This window comes from Mycoplasma sp. 332 (assembly GCF_052378275.1).
Taxonomy (GTDB): domain Bacteria; phylum Bacillota_I; class Bacilli_A; order Mycoplasmatales; family Metamycoplasmataceae; genus Metamycoplasma.
The window spans coordinates 84,452-101,721 of sequence record NZ_CP198998.1 but is presented as its reverse complement, the minus strand read 5'-3'; the positions used below and the strand labels follow the sequence as shown (position 1 = coordinate 101,721).

The window sequence follows — 17,270 nt, the reverse complement described above, 5'->3', positions numbered from 1 at the left end:
ATAAATTTAATTTTCAATGTCGATATTCAGTTTTCAAAGAACAAAATGAGAGATAAATCTCTCAAAACTGGATACAAATATTTTTTCCATAACAGTGTGTACTCCGTATGAAAGGAGGTGATCCATCCCCACGTTCTCGTAGGGATACCTTGTTACGACTTCACCCCAGTCACCAGTCCTACCTTAGGCGGTCGCCTCCGAGGTTAGCTAACCGACTTTGGGTATTACCAGCTCCCATGGTGTGACGGGCGGTGTGTACAAGACCCGAGAACGTATTCACCGCAGCATAGCTGATCTGCGATTACTAGCGATTCCGACTTCATGGAGTCGAATTGCAGACTCCAATCCGAACTGAGATCGGCTTTTTGAGATTTGCTCCATGTCGCCATATTGCTTCTCTTTGTACCGACCATTGTAGCACGTGTGTTGCCCCACTCGTAAGAGGCATGATGATTTGACGTCATCCCCACCTTCCTCCCAGTTACCCAGGCAGTATCTCTAGAGTCCTCGACATGACTCGTTAGTAACTAAAGATAGGGGTTGCGCTCGTTGCAGGACTTGACCAAACATCTCACGACACGAGCTGACGACAACCATGCACCATCTGTCACTTCGTTAACCTCCGCTATATCTCTATAGCATTGCGAAGGATGTCAAGAGTGGGTAAGGTTCTCCGTGTATCTTCAAATTAAACCACATGCTCCACCGCTTGTGCGGGTCCCCGTCAATTCCTTTAAGTTTCACTCTTGCGAGCATACTACTCAGGCGGATCATTTACTGCGTTAGCTGCGTCAGTGAACTATCCACCGACTAATGATCATCGTTTACGGCGTGGACTACCAGGGTATCTAATCCTGTTTGCTCCCCACGCTTTCGTCCCTCAGCGTCAGTGTAGACCCAGTAAGCTGCCTTCGCCTTTGGTGTTCTTCCATATATCTACGCATTTCACCGCTTCACATGGAATTCCGCTTACCTCTATCTAACTCTAGTTTATCAGTATCCAAAGCGAGCCAGGGTTGAGCCCTGGGATTTAACTCCAGACTTAATAAACAGCCTACGAACGCTTTACGCCCAATAATTCCGGATAACGCTTGCGACCTATGTATTACCGCGGCTGCTGGCACATAGTTAGCCATCGCTTTCTGACAGGGTACCGTCAGCTTGGAAGCATTTCCTCAACCAAGTATTCTTTCCCTATAACAGCACTTTACAATCCGAAGACCTTCATCGTGCACGCTGTGTCGCTCCATCAAGCTTTCGCTCATTGTGGAATATTCCCTACTGCTGCCTCCCGTAGGAGTTTGGGCCGTATCTCAGTCCCAATGTGGCCGTTCAGTCTCTCGACCCGGCTAAACATCATAGTCTTGGTAGGCCATTACCCTACCAACTAACTAATGTTCCGCACCCTCATCCTCTAGCGGGGCTTTAAGGCCCCTTTCACAACGGAATCATGCGATTCCATGCGTATCCGGCATTAGCCAATGTTTCCATTGGGTATTCCAATCTAAAGGGTAGATTAAGCACGTGTTACTCACCCATTCGCCGCTAAGGTATTGCTACCTTCGCTCGACATGCATGTATTAGGCACACAGCCAGCGTTCATCCTGAGCCAGGATCAAACTCTTAAAATTTGATTTTGGTTTTATTATATTTTTAAAAAATTAAAATTGACGTTATGGTATTCGTATCCAGTTTTCAAAGAACTACATATTAGGCACAAAAAAGTGCACTTTTATAAGTATACATTATTTTAAACTTTTTATTATGAAAATTTTTTAATTTTTTACATTAAATAAGAACGTTTTTAAAATAAGTACCATATCATTATACATGATTAAGTTAAAAAAAATAAAATAAATTTAACAAAACATTAATTAGCGTGAAAAATGAGCCACCGATATTTTGAATTTGTTTAATTATACATTTTGCATAATTTCTAATAAAAAAATATAAAAAAATAGCTCTACTTTTAGGAATAGAATAATTTATTATAAAATTACAATTTTATTTATATCTCTTCTTATTTTTTCTAAATCTTCATTAATTGATCGCATTAATCTATTTCTCTTTGTGAAATAAGACCAGTTTTAACAAAAGATTCTAAAATTTCTGTTTTTTTAGATAACATTTGATTGTAGTAATATCCGGCTTCTTGATGTTTCACAATTTTTTTAACCACCGATATTTCAAGAGGAAGCTTTTTACTATATGCTATTTTCTCATACATTTGAATGTCATTTTCATTTAATTCAAAAGCTTTATATCTTTTATTGTTTATGTGAAAATAGTATTGTTGATCTGCACCAATCATAAAAGTTGCATCATTTTTTGATGTGACTTTTATTTTTTGATTTTTTTCATTTTTAGGAATATATTTTTTATTTTTAAATGTTACAATTCCATTAAAAATTTGTCTTTTAATTGGCAAATCAAAATAAGCTTCAAGAGTTGCGCTGTTTGGTTTTCTAAATTCATTTTTTTCAGAATCGGTAATTGATTTTCTTGTTTTTATATCATTAAGCATTGCAATAATTTCGCATCTATATTTATTAGCGTCTTGGTTTGTTTTAATATTTCTATCTTTTAAAAATATCGGAATTCTATTATGTGCAATTCTCCAAAAACTTTCTATATGTGGTTTTTCATTAGATACTGATGTTGTTATAAATTCAGTACCTAATTTTGTGACTGCATCATACAAAATAGCGCTAGATTCAAGGTTATTATGAAAATTCATTCTATTATCGCTAATCATTACTTTTGGTATCCCATATTTATTAATCATATCTTGAATAATAATTTGATAACCTTTTACTGATTCGGCTTTTTCGTCAAAATAAAGTGATAAAACTTTTGAAGTTGAAACATCGATACATGCAACAATTGTTCATAAGGTTTGATCAACATAAAAATGAATAGATCCATCAAGTTCAACACATTCGCCCATATTTACTAATTTTCTTTTTGAGATTATGGTTGGTTTTGCAATCTTTTCTTTAGGCAAAATATTTGGCTTATAAGGTATATATTTTTTTACAAAAGTTTTTTGTCTTTTTATTGTATTTTTATGAGCAAAAGCACTTAGAAATCCGCTTTGCGTAAGTCTTCTTGTTAATTGACTATATGATATTTTTACATTAGCTATTCTCTCATAAAACAAACAGTAAGACATATATGAATTACAAGAACTATTTTTTGTTCCAGCAATCAATTTTTCACTTTCGTATTTTTTCCCATAATTGATAATTAAATCATTACTGTAAATCTTTTTTCTATCGCCTCATTGATTACCATGCGCTAAGTTAACCTCTTTTTTGCATAATTTAGCATTTCTTAATTTTTGTTTTAATCTTTTTATGGTTGATATTGAACATTTTGCTTTTAAAGATAATTGCTTATTTGTTAAATTAGAATATGTAGTTATAACATCTAATTTTCGTTTTCTATTTAATTGAAAATAGTTTAATTCTATTTCATGCATAATAAGACCACCTATAACATTTTACTATATATGTTAGGTGGCTCATTTTTGTTGCAATTTAACGATTTAGCTACATTATTGATTCAATTTTTACCTTATATTTAGGAGCGGCCTCAACCTCTACAATATCGCCGACCTTATGATTAAGAATTGCTTTGGCTAACGGAGAAGAATTAGATATTTTCCCACTAAATGGATCTGCATCTAGTGCGCCAACAATAATAATAGTTAAAACAGCATTATTTTTTAAATTTAAAGCCTTAACTGTTGAACCAATTTTAACAATATGAGAACCGGTTGTGTCTTCAACAATAATATGGGCGTTTTCTAAAATATGTTGAATTTCTAGAATTTCGTTTTCAATGGCGGCTTGCTTATCACGGGCTGAATCATATTCAGCATTTTCTGATAAATCACCTTGATTTCTAGCTTCCTTAATTTCTTCAATGACTAACGGTCTAGCTTCTTCTTGCAAATATGCTAATCTTTTTTCATATTGTTCAAGGCTCTCCTTTGTTAAATATATTTTTTTATCTTCCATCTTCTTTTTCTCCTCTTTCAACAATGTCTTTTATGTTATTTTTAGCTAAAAGTATAACACTTTTATTTTTGAATTTTAAAGTTTCATAACGCAAACCAAGATTTGCTGATATCTTCTTTAACAAATCTAAATTAATGTTTTTATTATTTTCAATAATCATTATTCCTTTTGGGTTTAAAAAGTTTATTTTAGAACTTATGGTTGACTCCAATAATTGATCCTTATTATTTAAAATTATTATTAATTCATTGTCATTTGGAAGCTTAGCAACACTTTGGATATTTTCAAATTTTAGATCTGGAAATTCATATAAAATTTTTTCATTAATACCTAAATCTATTGTTCCATTAAAAAATACTTTCTTATTAGCTAAATTTGATACTGATAAAGCAAGATAATTATCATCATCTTCTATATAAATATTATGGTAATCATTTAAATAAATGGTATTAACAACAAAACATACAAAAAAATCACTTAAATCATTATTATAAAACTTCTTAATACCGCTTAGAACTACACCATAATTAGGATTAATTTTAATAAGTTTTTCTTTTTCGCGTTCTTCATTAGGAGATAAATATTTTTTAATAGCCTTCTTCTTATAATAAAGACTAAGAACAAGAGCAATAATGGCAATTAATAAAGCTATAGCAATAGAAATAATTAATCCCGTTCTTACATTGGGAGGTATTTTGCTTGTCCCGTTAGAAATAGATGATATATATATTAATTTGCGCATAAATCATCTACCGTCTCAGCTTCAAACAAAATGTGTTCAATAGATTCGCCATTTTCATCTACTAATTCAAATTCATTAGCAAACTCTTCTAATAAATCACTTAAGATTGAAACAATCCCTTCATCTTCTACCTCTTCTAAAATATGAGATTTTGTTTGTCTAAATAGAAAAATACCTTTTTTATTAGTTAAAAATATGTATTTTTCACCATTTTCTTCAATCGAAAACAAAACTCACATTTTAACATTGTTTTCCAAAATGATTTCTCTTTCTTGTGAGAAGATAAATAATTTTTGTCGTATGTTTTTATTGTTATTTTTATTGATTTCTTCCATAAATCTAACCTTTTTTTAAATAATCCTCTAGTATGATTTGGGCAGCTAATGAATCTTTTTTATTTTTTCTTTTTTTGCCATTGTATCCGGCATTATATAAAATATTTTCAGCAAATATTGTACTTTCTCTCTCGTCTTGTAAAATAACATTTATTTCAACATTGTCTTGAAGTCTTTGCTTAAATTTTTCCACCATGATTGTCCTTGGACTTCTTGAAAAATCCATTCTTGTTGGATAACCTAAGATAATTGTATCAATTTCATTCTTATATTGACTTTCATATAGTCAATATTTCACTCTCCTAATAACGTCGATAAAATGTCATTCCTCAAAATAGAGTGTTTCTAATCCAGAAGCAATTATATTATTAATATCACTGATAGCAAAACCGCATGTTTTTGAGCCTAAATCCATAGCTAGTTTACGCATTTATTAATTCCTTAATTTCATCCATAATTATTTTAATCTGTTTAGTTGAATTGATTGATCCTTGCGATACTATTTGATTACCGCCACCTTTACCATTAAAGTTAGAAATTATCTTTTTAAAAATCTTTGCTGAGTCATATTGTTTTGAAGCAACAATTAGAAAATAATTATCATCATTAATTCTAGAAAGACCGATTATCAATGCATCAGCATTTGCTTCACGAATTTGCACAGCAATTTTTCTTAGTAAGCTTGCATCATTTTCATTAATTATGAATAACTTAACATTATTGCCAATTATTTCAGGATTATAAGCATTTAAATTTACTGATTCGTTATTCTTTTCTTTTAATAATTTCTTATAATCTTCTCTTAATTTACTTTCGACTTCATCATAATAATCCAACATTTTTTCTTTCTGCGATGAAAGGCTAGGAATATCTACCAAATAAGATAAATTATAATTAGATTCTAATGCTTTATTATTTTTTACCAAGGAAGACAATAATTTTTGCTTTTCTAAAATTTCATTGTATAAATGTTTATTAACATACTCTTCCGAGGTAATAACCTTCAAACGATAAATTCCAGTTCCCTTCGAATCAACAGAAATAATTTTAAAGTTCTCGATTATGCCAGAATTTTCAACGTGTGTCCCACCGCATAAATCCTTAGTAATATTTTCAAATTCAACAACTCTGACATTATTAGCATCATAATATTCAGATTCATCAATTGTCATATATGCCCCTATTTCTTGTGCTTTTTTGACTGAAGTAATAATATAATTTCTCTTAGCCTGCATTGCAATATATTCATGCATAATATTCTCAATTTTTTTAATTTCATCCTTAGTTGGCCGATGATCTAATCCGAAGTCAAATGTAAAATATTCAGGATGAATGTTTGAACCAAGTTGTTCAATAATATCATTTGTGTAAGTTCTTCTTAAAGCATGAAACATAATATGTGTTGAACTATGATTTCTAGCATAATTAATTCTTTTTTCTTTGTCAACATAACATTCAATAGGTAAATTTTTATCAATCTTTCCTTTAACATAATGAACATGATTTTGGTATTTATCTTTAAATACATCAATTATTTCAATTTTATTATTTCCTTGCATCATATAGCCAAAGTCATGATTTTGTCCACCACTAGTTGCATAAAAAGGAGTATTGTCAAGAATAACATATGAAAATTCATCATCGCTATCTGCCTTATCAATTTCCTGCTCTTCATTTAGCAAATAGATAATTTTTGATCTAGACTCAAGAAATTCATAACCAATAAATTCAGAAATTTTCCTGTCAACCAGTGAAAGCGAATTAATAACCTTTTGCATCGCAGCCTTTAAGCTGCCTTTTGAACGTTCTTGATGTTCCTTTTGAAAATCATAAAATTCTTGCAAATTAATTTCGATATTCTTTTCTTTTAATATTTCAGCCGTTAATTCAATAGGGAAGCCATAGGTATCAAACATTTTGAAGGCAATTTTAGCATCAATAAAACCTTTTTTATTTAGTTCGTGTTCAAGAAGTTTTTCGCCATCTTTAATGGTTTTAGCAAATAAATTTTCCTCATCAGAAATTACTCTTGAAACAGTTTTAACATCGATTTCATATATCAATGAGTCCTTAACAACTTGAACTAATTTATATAAAAAGGTTTTTTGTTGTATTCCTAATGATAAACCAGCGCGGTAAGCTCTTCTTATTAAACGTCTAATAATGTATCCTCTGCCAACATTTGAAGGGCTAACGCCATCATTAATAGCATTCACACTTGCTCTAATATGATCCGCAATAATCTTAAATCAAGTATTAATTTTTAACTGTTCTGGCTCTTTTGTAAAATAGTTATTTATATCGTAGTGATATTTTGTTCATTCTTCTACTTTTCTAATAATAGGCAAAAATAGGTCAGTATCAAAATTAGTAGGCGCATCCTGAATAATAGAGGTTATTCTTTCTAACCCTGCACCAGTATCGATATTTTTAGTAGCTAATTCAGAGTAGTTATTTTCGCCATCATTATTGAATTGCGAAAATACAATATTTCATATTTCAATATATCTGTCATTCTCAATATCTTCTTTTAACAATTCAATGCCGCGCTTATCATATTTTTCACCCCGGTCATAAAAAATTTCAGTATCAGGTCCACAAGGTCCTTGACCAACATCTCAAAAATTAGTATCTCTTGTTCCACTTATAAGATGGTCCTTGTTTATACCTAATTCAATTCATCTATTATATGTATCCAAATCTTCTTCATAGTATGTTATATATATTTTTTCTTTTTCGAGTTTCAATACATTAAAAATAAACTCATATCCAAATGCAATAGCTTCTTTTTTAAAATAATCACCAATAGAAAAATTTCCTAGCATTTCAAAAAAGGTGTGATGTCTTGCGGTTATACCAACATTTTCAATATCATTAGTACGAATTGATTTTTGCGAATTTGTTATTCTCTTTGCGGGCGGAACTTTTTTACCGCTAAAATAATCTTTTAATGTTGCCACACCCGAATTAATTCATAATAATGAAGGGTCATTTTGAGGTATTAAAGATTTAGATTCTACAACAAGATGTTGTTTTGAAGCAAAAAAATCAAGTCACATTTGTCTAATTTGTTTTGATGAAAGCATTTTTTTCTCCTTGTTTTATATCATGTATTTGATTTATAAAAAATTCTTTTGTTTTTGTTTATAAAAAATTCTATCAATGATTGCTGCCCCTACAACTTTTTGACCATCATAAATTACAACTTGTTGTCCTGGGGTTATAGCTTCTGTTTCATTGTACATGACCGCAATTTCATTATTGTCTAAAAGTTGAATCTTACATTTGATATCTTCTTGACGATATCTAAATTTGGCCGACAGGTTTTCCTGATTATATGTTTTAGCAATTAAATTTCAATTTTTGGCAATGATCTTATCGGATAACAAATATTCTTTATGGTCCTCATTGGCAACATAAATAATTCTTTTTTTAATATTATGTCCAACAACAAAATAAGGTTTCTTAAATCCACCGAGATTTAAACCCTTACGTTGACCAATTGTATAATACATTGCGCCGTTATGCTCCCCAACCTTATTGCTTGTGGCAATATCAATTATGTCACCTGGTTGAGCAGGAATATAATTTTCAAGAAATTTTGTGAATCTTCTTTCGCCAATAAAACAAATGCCTGTTGAATCTTTTTTAAAGGCAGTTTTTAAGTTTAACTTCTTAGCAATTGTTCTTACTTCATTTTTTGTTATATTAGCTAGAGGAAAAATAACCTTTTTTAGTTGTTCATTGTTTAATTGAGCCAAGAAATACGATTGATCCTTAGTCTGATCAAAGGCCCGAAATAATTCCCCATCATTAGTGTATGCATAATGACCCATAGCAATATAATCGGCTTTTAATTCATTAAATGCATAATCCGAAAAAGCTTTAAACTTTATAAATTTATTACAAAAAATATCAGGATTTGGTGTACGGCCAATTTCATATTCATTAATTAGGTATTTAAAAACATTGTCTCAATATTCCTTAACAAAATCCACACGGTGTAGCTTAATATTTAGCTGATTTGCAACATCCTTTGCATCTTGATAATCTTGTTCTTGTGGACAAATATTTTGTGAAATGTCTTCATTACCTAAGAAATCATTGTTTAAAAATGAATCTCAATTTCGCATAAACAAACCTTCAACTTCATATCCTTGTTTTAAAAGTAGGTATGCGCACACACTAGAATCAACTCCGCCACTCATTCCTAAAATTACTTTTTTGCTCATTTTGCTCCAATAAAATATATTAAATTATAAAGTTTTTAACGAAATAAAAATTTATTTTATACGAAACTAGTATTATAAAAAATAAAAAGAGTCTCCATATAGACTCTTAATCAACAAACGATGTATCAAACACACCCGATATATTATGAATATTTGAAGTAGTTATTCACGCAGACTTATCTACTTTCTTAACTTGTTCCATAATAATATCTTTTTCTAAAAATAAAGCAACAGTTTCAATTTTGCCAAATTCCTCATGGCTAAATCCACCAACGCCATTGAAGATATTAAATGAGTGAGCATAACCAATCTTTTTAAATTGTTCAGCAACAATTTCAGGATATCTTGTATATATCTCAATTTTAACTTTCTTATATTTAGGATAAAACTTATTAACAAGTGTCGAAAATACTAATAAATATGAAATAGTACCTAAAATTCTTACTAAGAATAAGCCCGAATTTCAAACATGCCCTGTAATATTGCCGCTAAATTCTAATGAACCAATGATAATCGTTGATGAAGACGAAAAACAAATTGCTACCATTAAGAATACATTACCAACTGGTTTTTTATTTTTATATGCAATAAAGTTAGAAATAACTGATGTTCCTCCAATAGAACCTTTTTGTCTTCATGCAACTATAGAAGCAAATCCTTCTGAAGCACCACCCATAATAGCATAGACAAGAACCGGCCAATTTTGTCCATCATAAACACCATAAATTTTAGTGTCTTTTAATAATAAAGGTATTGAACCTAAGAGTGATACTTTTCCTATTTTAAATTGTTCAACTAATGCAGAATCAGTAATATTTTTAACTATCAAATTCAAGTCTTTTGGAGCGTATTGATTTTGAAAATAAGCAATAACTTCCTTAGCGCCTTTATCAAATTCAATTGTTAAATTTTCGCCTTGAAGAACTTTTAATATTTCTTTACTTTGTCCGTTGTTATATAATTTTGAAACTACTCTCGTATCAATTCCGAAAGGAGCCCAATAGAAATTATTCTCGCCAACCGGATTATAGAATGAAATTTTTTGATTAATAAAGTTAACAATTGGATTTGATCCACGACCGTCATATTCTATATATATTAATTGAACAATAACCTGAAATAGCATTCAATAGTATGTTAAAACCATAAACATTCTCGGATTCATTCTTCAGAAAACAAACATTAATGGTAAATTAACTAATACATAAAATAAACCATAGAATTGTGCAGTAGCAGGAGCAGTAAAAGTAATAATTTGAGAAAGCGATGATGTGCCTGAAGCAATAGTTGCTGCCTTTCTAAGAAAAACAGTAATTGCTATATTGTATAAAAAAGCACTCAATAACATTCAAATAACTTTTTTAGGATATTTTTTTCATATATTAAAAATGGTTACTTGCTGTGGGTTTAAGATAGCCATTTTTTCATCATATAGAGCCTTTTTTTGCTCAACGGAGAGCTTCGTTTTTTGAATTTTTTTATCTAAGTTTTTTTTGTTTCTTATCCATGATTTAATCCTCCTTTTCTTTGAAAATTTGATGTTTGTTGTTGCCGTGTTCCTTTAAGACATAGACAAATTTATTAAAGTCAGGATAAAACCCTAATTGAATAGTTTTAGTTGATCCGTGACGGTTTTTGGCAACAATAACGTTTGTTGTCGAAAACATTTCCTTTTGTTCGTTATTAGCATTTTGATCATTTTTTTTGTTTCGATAATAGTCATCGCGATGTAAAAAGATAACTCTATCGGCATCTTGCTCAATACCTCCAGATTCTCTTAAATCAGAAATTATAGGGGTTTTGTCTTCACGTTTTTCAACGCTACGGCTTAATTGACTTAAGGCAATAATAGGGCATGCTAATTCCCGACCAAGTTGCTTTAATGAACGTGAAATCTTGGCCACTTCAAGTTGTCTATTTTCTTGCGACCTTTTTGAATTGTCTCCAATAAGTTGTAGGTAATCTATAATAACAAGATCAACCTTAGCATTTCGGGCGTATCTTTTTGATAAGGTAATAATATCTGAAATATTTAAAGTAGCAAGATCATTTAATACAATATTTCACTCGAACATGTTTTCGACAGTATGAGATAAATTTCTTTGATCATCAATACTTAATTCTTTGGTTTTAAGTTTGTAAATAGGGACAGTTGAGTCTATAGAAATCATCCGCTGGACTAATTGCGGATTGGACATTTCAAGGCTAAAAAATAAAACGTTTTTCCCTTGTTTAGCTACATTATTAGCAATATTCAAAGCAAAGGCCGTTTTACCCATAGCCGGTCTAGCACCAATAATAGTTAAATCCCCGCTATTTAAACCAAGCAAGCATTCATCTAATTCTGGAAAACCAAGTTGCAATCCTATTCCAATATCACTATCCTCCTTGCGCAAAATTTGTTGCATTATATTGTTTGCAACATCGCCAATTTTTTCAAATGAGGAATTAATTTCTGATATATCAATATTGATCAAGGATAATTGAATATGTGATAAAAGGTCCGACACATTAAAGGTTTTATTATCAATAGTATTTTTAATATCAACTATTAATTCATTAAGTTTATCGATTTTATATTGATCGATTATGTTTTTTACATATATTTCAATTTCACTCAAGAAACCTGCATTTTGAACCAAATAGCCAATATATTCAGGAGTATTCATATAAAATGAACCAACTAAATCAAACTGCTTTTTTTGCTCTAAGTAAACCAATAAATTAGAAAGGTCAAAATGCTCAGTAGAGTTATGCACTTCAACAATAGCGGAATATAATATTTGATGACTCTTAAAGTGAAACATTTCTGGCCTTATTAAAACAGCAATTTTCAAATATGTTTCAGGTTCAGATAAAATTAATCCCAATAAGGAGGCTTCATTATTAGCAATAGCAGTTTCTCTTGGGTTTAATGTTTGCATGCTCATTTTGCTCCCTTCATTTTATTGTTTTTTTATGTTATAAAATTATTTTTCTTCGAATATTTGAATTAATAAAATTGCATTAACTTCCGGGTGAAGCTTTACATTAATATAATGTTTTCCGAAGGTGTTATAAGAATCTTTATTTAAGGCATGAGCACTAATTTTAATATTATGTTTTATTAATTCTTTTTCAATAGCCTTGTTGGTTATTGAACCGTGAACAATATTTCCGTTCGATTTTAAGAAAAAGTTTAAAGTTATTTTTTCAATTTGCTCTTTTAAAACAATCGCTTTTTCAACTTCCCTTGCATGATCTTCGGCAATGTTTTGCTTAACTCTTTCTAAATTAGCTAGAGTTTGTTTATTCACTGGTTGAGCATAACCATTTTTTATTAAGAAATTTTTTGCAAACCCATCATTGATTTCAACAATTTCATTTGCTTTATATTTATCATATTGTTTAATTATTATTACTTTCATTTTTTACACTCACTATCGCTTGTATTAAGTTATCAACAAAAAGTTCGATATTTTCATCACTTTCAGCTGCTGCCGTGCCATAATGCCCTCCACCGTTAACTGCTTCTGCAATTAATTGAACATTAGTGTCAATTCCTCTGGCTGACATCTTACATTTTTTAGTCCCAGCTAATTTGCCAATAACAAAGGCTGCTTTTCTTCCATTAACTCTTAGGATTTCATCGGCAGCAATTGAAATTACATCAGGGGAAACAAAAATGTTTTTATAAGCAATGAAATATCCAGGTTTAACCTCCTGCAAGTTTTCAAGAAGTTCTAAAACTTGTTTGAAGGTTTCTATATCTAATTTTAAAGTATTAACTGAAATTTGGATCTTAGCGCCTCATATCTCTAATAAGGCAGCTGCTGAAAAAGTCTTGGAACTTGTTTGTTTTTGAAAATTATTAGTGTCAAGATAAATGCCATTTAACAAATATTGTGCTGTGATCTCATCCATCTTGTCACCATTATTTGAAATAGCAATTATTTCACTAACAATTTCTGAGGCTGACGATGCTGATGAGTCAATATAAGTATTTTCTCTAAAAGCATATAATGGGTTTGCCCCGATTCGATGATGATCAATAATGATTATATTATCCTTTTCAATACCTTTAAATGCGTTGGGATTTTCAATTCTTGTTTCATCAGCAACATCACAAATTACTACAAGTGTTTTTTTATCATTTAATAATGTCGCTTCCTTTGGCGATATAAAGATTTGCTTGTCTAATGGACTCATATGATCATAAACGCGTTGCGTGGTTTCATCGAATGTCTTGTTTTGAATAAATGTTTCTTTTTCATAAGCTCTTGCTAATTTATGAATACCCCACGCAGAACCCAGCGCATCAAGATCGGCGTTCTTATGACCATAAATTATAACTTTGTTAATATTCTTAGACTTTAATTTTGCAATCAAAACCTTAGAAATATAGCTAACATTAGTACGAGACATATTGATGTTTATTTCTGAGCTAGTTCCATAATATCTTGGATGTTCATTTTTTGTTAAAACAGTTATTTGGTCTCCACCACGGGTTTTGGATTGTAATAATGCCTCTTTGGCTAATTTATCAAGTGTTTCCAACTTGAATAAACCATATGAAAACCCACCAGACAATGTCAAGGATATACCTTTATGCAGACTCTTATTTTTAAGTTGATTAAATGCCTCGAAGTTGGTTTTTTCTAGTTGCTCAAGAGTTTCTTGATTAGTTAAAACAAAGAAACGCCCATTCTCATATTGCCGGTAAATAATATTATAACTTTTAGAAATATCATCAAACAAGGACCCAAAACTTGAATATATAGCATAAAGATCTTCTTGTGATAAGGATACTTGGTATAAATTCATATTGTCAATATGAAATTCGCCAAAAACAACACGTTGCATCTTGTAATCATTTAATAAAGCTGTTTGAATAGTTATATCTTTAATCTGAACAATATTTTTTTCAAAAATAACCTGAACATCGTACTCATAGTCATCTTTTTTAAAAACAAAGTTATTATTATTTCCATCTCATTCTTCAATATTAAAAACAGTTTTTATATTTTTTCCGACTATTGACTTACCAAATTTGTTAATAACAAAGTTTGAAGCTCATATAATCCTTCCATTATTTAAAAAAATAATAGTGCCAATCCCTTGATCACTTATTTCATTTTGAATGAACTGATTTAGGGTTTGATTTGCAATTGATGATTCTTTTAAATATCTTCTTATGATGAAAAATATAAAAACTCCAAGGCCCAATACCAAAAGCGAATAAATAACAATAATAGGAACTCTTCAATTATTAGGTAAATGGAATAATCCTACAAACAAAAGAATCATTGGCACTATAAATAAAGTAAATACTTGAATTATTAAAATGAGTAATCTTTTTTTGTCTTCTTTGTTTTTCATATGTAAAATTATACAAAAATTGATATAAAAATGGACCAATGCGCACTAAATTAAACCTAGATTATTTAATTTTTAGTAATTTTAAATTTTTGGAAAGCAACATATTTAAATACTAAAAATCAAAATGTTTGATAATATCTTGCAACCCTACTTTTTTTTCTGATGAGACTATAAAAATATTTACTTCTTTTTTAAATGTTAGCGCCTGGGTTTTTACTCTATGCCTTTGTGATTGGTTAGCCTTATCAATTTTAGTAATAATAATATTAAATGGTATTTTTAAATTATTAATATACTCAATCATTTCCAAATCTATCGGCATAAACCCTATCTTGGCGTCAATTAAGAAACAAACTATCTTGTCATTTGGGCTGTTGCGAAAATAATAATCTATTATTCCGCTAACTTTTTGCTGTTCTTTTTTAGACATACTAGCATAACCATAACCAGGCAAATCAACCACAATCTTTTTATTATTAGTTTCAAAATAATTTATTAATCTTGTACGTCCTGGACTTGAAGAAGTTTTTGCCAATTTATTATTAGCTAGAGCATTAATTAACGAAGACTTTCCTACATTTGAGCGTCCTCAAAAAACAATCTCATAACTGGTAAAATCTAATCAATTTTCCTGTGAAGTTGAACTTTTTATAAATTTTCACATATTATTTTTTTACCTTTTCATAAGCTAGTCTAGCAATCATCATTGCATTATCGGTTGTATACTCCATTAATGGTAGATAAACATTGTTGTGAAGGGTTAACACCATTTCTCTAATTCCTTTATTAGCACTTACTCCTCCTGCTAAAGTAATACATTTTGGTCCATACTTTTTAATTGCCTTTTCTAAATTAATTTTAAGGTAGGCAATTATCGTATTTTGGAATTCACAAGCAATCTTATTAATATTAATTTCTTCGTTTCTATTTATTAGACTATTAAAATGATTTATAACGGCTGTTTTGATTCCACTAAATGAAAAATCTAATTCATTTAATGTATGTGGAATTGAAAATTTATTTTTATATTTTTCTTTATTATTAATTCAAATATTATCAATAATCGGTCCACCCGGAAAACCTAATGATAGTTTTCTAGCAATCTTATCATAAACCTCACCAACGGCATCGTCCAAAGTTTCACCGACTATCTCAAAACTATTAGAATCAGTATATAACATCAATTGCGAATGTCCACCTGAAACTAATAAGCATAAGGCAGGAAATTCTAATTCTTTCGATATAAAAGCTGAATAAAAATGGCCTTCTAAGTGATTTAACCCAATTGCTGGTATTTGATATATTCTGGACATTGTTTGTGCAACAATAAAACCTATTTGCAGCGATCCTACCAATCCCGGTTCCTTAGTATAAGCAATATAATCAATATTCTTACAAATCTCCTTGTTATTAACAACGATATTTTTAAATTCCTCAATTAATAATGCAATATTTCTAACATGCAATCTCGAAGCAATTTCTGGAATGGTTCCACCGTATTTTTTATGAATTTCTGTTTGAGATATAGTTTTCATTCAAACAGGCTTATTATCTTCCAAAACAGCAAAAGAGGTATCATCATGAGAGCTCTCGATAGCAAAAATTTTCATTAAACACCTCCAATTTGAGGATCAGAAGCATAAATTAATTCCTCTTTTAAGATGTCATTTGATTCTCTAAATAAATCAACATATTTACTAAAATTTTTAAAGAAATTTTGGTAATTAAAATCTATTACTGAATTTATACTATCAACTAAATTTATAGTTATTCCTAAATTAGTTTTAATTACTTCATATGCCTTATACCTATTAGCTTTTATATAAATAACATCCAAATTTAGTTGTTTAAAAAACAAATCATATGTTGGCGCAATAAAAACTTTTATATCATTTTTTGCGATTACATTTTGAAGAAGTTTATTAGTAGATGCAAAAACAAAGGCTAGGCGTGTTCCGGTAAAACTTCCAGGTCCATTTGTTATGTAAAGATTATCTAGATAATTCAACTTTGTATTATTTCTTCCTAATAACTCATCTATTGATTCAAAGAATTTATCAGTTTTTTTAATTAGTTTTTCAATTAATATATGGTCAATCACATTACCATTTTCAGTTAAAGCTATGCAAAAATCTGGCAAAGAAGTTTCAATGAATAAGCCTTGATAACAAGTTTGCTTAGTTATTTTAAATAAATGAAAAATTTGACCATCCTTTTCATGAAGACTGACCTCAATATTAAAATAATATTTAAAATTATGTATAATGTTTTTTGACCATTCAATAACAACAATTTTATCTTCAAAATATTCTTCATATGGGAATAAATCACCAACTAATTTATACGCATCAATATGTACCATTTTATCATAGCATATTATAGTATTAAATGTTGGGGAAACCACAGCCTTAGATTCACCTAATTTTTTGGCTATTTGCGCAGTTAATGTTGTCTTCCCTGCGCCTAATTCCCCGTCTAATAATATAGCTTCTATTTTTTTAAATGACAGAAGATAATTAACTAATTCATCTAGCTTTTCGCCTTCCTTAAACCAAAATTCCTTCATTTTTTTAAAATAATC

General features: G+C 29.9%; 14 protein-coding genes and 1 rRNA gene. All 15 read right to left on the bottom strand.

The window, feature by feature from the left end:
• Window positions 1–110: 110 nt before the first annotated feature.
• Window positions 111–1,631: ribosomal RNA gene (locus tag ACT1UH_RS00425) — 16S ribosomal RNA — on the bottom strand.
• Between the two features lie 422 nt (window positions 1,632–2,053).
• Window positions 2,054–3,481: a hypothetical protein gene (locus ACT1UH_RS00420; RefSeq protein ID WP_444705027.1), complete on the bottom strand. Its 1,428-nt coding sequence runs from the start codon at window positions 3,479–3,481 to the stop codon at window positions 2,054–2,056.
• Window positions 3,482–3,551: 70 nt separating this feature from the next.
• A complete protein-coding gene (gene greA / locus ACT1UH_RS00415; protein ID WP_438340667.1) occupies window positions 3,552–4,022 on the bottom strand; it encodes a transcription elongation factor GreA in 471 nt (156 codons plus the stop codon).
• Window positions 4,012–4,764 carry a BC85_0335 family putative methyltransferase gene (locus tag ACT1UH_RS00410; RefSeq protein WP_444705026.1) on the bottom strand — a complete coding sequence of 251 codons (753 nt, stop codon included), beginning with the start codon at window positions 4,762–4,764 and terminating at the stop codon, window positions 4,012–4,014. The genes greA and ACT1UH_RS00410 overlap by 11 nt, the downstream gene beginning before the upstream one ends.
• On the bottom strand, window positions 4,752–5,099 hold the full coding sequence (locus ACT1UH_RS00405; protein ID WP_444705025.1) for a hypothetical protein: 348 nt from the start codon (window positions 5,097–5,099) through the stop codon (window positions 4,752–4,754). Before ACT1UH_RS00405 ends, ACT1UH_RS00410 begins: the two co-directional genes overlap by 13 nt.
• A 4-nt stretch (window positions 5,100–5,103) precedes the next feature.
• Complete coding sequence (gene ruvX, locus ACT1UH_RS00400; RefSeq protein WP_438340664.1) at window positions 5,104–5,529, bottom strand: Holliday junction resolvase RuvX; 426 nt, start codon at window positions 5,527–5,529, stop codon at window positions 5,104–5,106.
• Entirely contained in the window at window positions 5,522–8,185 is a 2,664-nt protein-coding gene (alaS, locus tag ACT1UH_RS00395) for an alanine--tRNA ligase (RefSeq protein WP_444705024.1), read from the bottom strand. The genes ruvX and alaS overlap by 8 nt, the downstream gene beginning before the upstream one ends.
• Before the next feature lie 33 nt (window positions 8,186–8,218).
• Window positions 8,219–9,331, bottom strand: a complete 1,113-nt coding sequence (gene mnmA / locus ACT1UH_RS00390) for a tRNA 2-thiouridine(34) synthase MnmA (RefSeq protein WP_444705023.1) — start codon at window positions 9,329–9,331, stop codon at window positions 8,219–8,221.
• 106 nt (window positions 9,332–9,437) lie between these two features.
• Window positions 9,438–10,751: a YitT family protein gene (locus ACT1UH_RS00385; RefSeq protein WP_444705022.1), complete on the bottom strand. Its 1,314-nt coding sequence runs from the start codon at window positions 10,749–10,751 to the stop codon at window positions 9,438–9,440.
• Window positions 10,752–10,842: 91 nt separating this feature from the next.
• Window positions 10,843–12,255 carry a replicative DNA helicase gene (dnaB, locus tag ACT1UH_RS00380; protein ID WP_438340660.1) on the bottom strand — a complete coding sequence of 471 codons (1,413 nt, stop codon included), beginning with the start codon at window positions 12,253–12,255 and terminating at the stop codon, window positions 10,843–10,845.
• 45 nt (window positions 12,256–12,300) lie between these two features.
• On the bottom strand, window positions 12,301–12,738 hold the full coding sequence (rplI, locus tag ACT1UH_RS00375; RefSeq protein ID WP_438340659.1) for a 50S ribosomal protein L9: 438 nt from the start codon (window positions 12,736–12,738) through the stop codon (window positions 12,301–12,303).
• The gene (locus ACT1UH_RS00370) at window positions 12,719–14,689 is read right to left on the bottom strand and encodes a DHH family phosphoesterase (RefSeq protein WP_444705021.1); all 1,971 of its coding nucleotides are present in this window, start codon (window positions 14,687–14,689) and stop codon (window positions 12,719–12,721) included. The genes rplI and ACT1UH_RS00370 overlap by 20 nt, the downstream gene beginning before the upstream one ends.
• A gap of 112 nt (window positions 14,690–14,801) precedes the next feature.
• Complete coding sequence (gene yihA / locus ACT1UH_RS00365) at window positions 14,802–15,353, bottom strand: ribosome biogenesis GTP-binding protein YihA/YsxC (RefSeq protein WP_438340657.1); 552 nt, start codon at window positions 15,351–15,353, stop codon at window positions 14,802–14,804.
• A 1-nt stretch (window position 15,354) separates the two neighbouring features.
• Window positions 15,355–16,299 (bottom strand): tRNA (adenosine(37)-N6)-threonylcarbamoyltransferase complex transferase subunit TsaD, encoded by a 945-nt coding sequence (tsaD, locus tag ACT1UH_RS00360; RefSeq protein WP_444705020.1) that lies wholly within the window; start codon window positions 16,297–16,299, stop codon window positions 15,355–15,357.
• Complete coding sequence (gene tsaE, locus ACT1UH_RS00355; RefSeq protein WP_444705019.1) at window positions 16,299–17,255, bottom strand: tRNA (adenosine(37)-N6)-threonylcarbamoyltransferase complex ATPase subunit type 1 TsaE; 957 nt, start codon at window positions 17,253–17,255, stop codon at window positions 16,299–16,301. Before tsaE ends, tsaD begins: the two co-directional genes overlap by 1 nt.
• Window positions 17,256–17,270: the final 15 nt, after the last annotated feature.